Source organism: Aneurinibacillus tyrosinisolvens (assembly GCF_001015055.1).
Lineage (GTDB): Bacteria > Bacillota > Bacilli > Aneurinibacillales > Aneurinibacillaceae > Aneurinibacillus_A > Aneurinibacillus_A tyrosinisolvens.
Window position 1 is genome coordinate 1 of the sequence record NZ_BBWZ01000119.1, and the last position, 965, is coordinate 965.

A 965-nucleotide genomic window follows, 5' to 3' on the forward strand; every position below is an offset into this window, starting at 1 on the left:
TCTTCAGTGCCTCTCTTACACTGCAAAAAGAGGAGAACAGTAAAGCGCTGCTTGTAAGTCGAAAGAAGAAACAGGAGGATACCGTGATAAGATTGGGGCCTATACAAATCGGGGCAGGAAACCCGATTCTTGTCGCTGGCCCGTGCTCCATAGAGTCCTACGAGCAGGTGCGGAAAGTAGGGGAAGCGCTCAAAGTCAATGGGATTCCCTTACTGCGCGGCGGAGCCTTTAAACCGCGTACTTCTCCGTATGACTTCCAGGGGCTTGGCGTAGAAGGTCTACAGATTTTGCGTCGTGTGGCGGATGAACTGGGTCTGCAGGTTGTCAGTGAAATTGTAACGCCTGCTGATGTCGAGATGGCGACACACTATGTGGATATGATCCAAATTGGAGCGCGTAACATGCAGAATTTTGAACTTTTAAAAGCGGCAGGCCGCGTAAAGATCCCCGTTCTTTTAAAACGGGGTCTATCCGCAACCATCGAAGAATTCATCTATGCGGCTGAATACATTGTATCCGGCGGAAATCCACAAGTGATGCTCTGTGAGCGCGGCATTCGCACGTATGAGAAGGCCACTCGCAATACGCTGGATATTTCGGCTGTGCCCATTTTAAAACAAGAAACGCATCTTCCGGTTTTGGTTGATGTGACCCATTCTACAGGCCGTCGCGATCTTCTGCTGCCCACGGCAAAAGCAGCACTTGCAATAGGTGCAGATGGTGTCATGGTTGAAGTCCATCCGGATCCAGATATAGCCCTTTCTGATGCGAAACAGCAAATCAATATTCCGCAATTCAATGAGTTTGTGGCTAAGCTGCGCGACTCCGGTTTATATAAAGAAAGCCCTCCGTTGTAAAACGCCACGGGTGCCTGCCACCTTTATTAAAATGTCATGACTCTTTACTCAAAAAGGAGGAAGGGGAGCTTTAGGAATCTCCGTCTCGTTTCTTTATCCTGTTGTTGG

At 48.9% G+C, this 965-nt stretch carries 1 protein-coding gene; it reads left to right on the top strand.

The genetic code is table 11. The annotated features are described in order from the left end of the window. A partial coding sequence (locus MBEAL2_RS28585; RefSeq protein WP_047155561.1) for a bifunctional 3-deoxy-7-phosphoheptulonate synthase/chorismate mutase occupies positions 1-857 on the top strand: 857 nt, incomplete at its 5' end. Between the last annotated feature and the right edge of the window lie 108 nt (positions 858-965).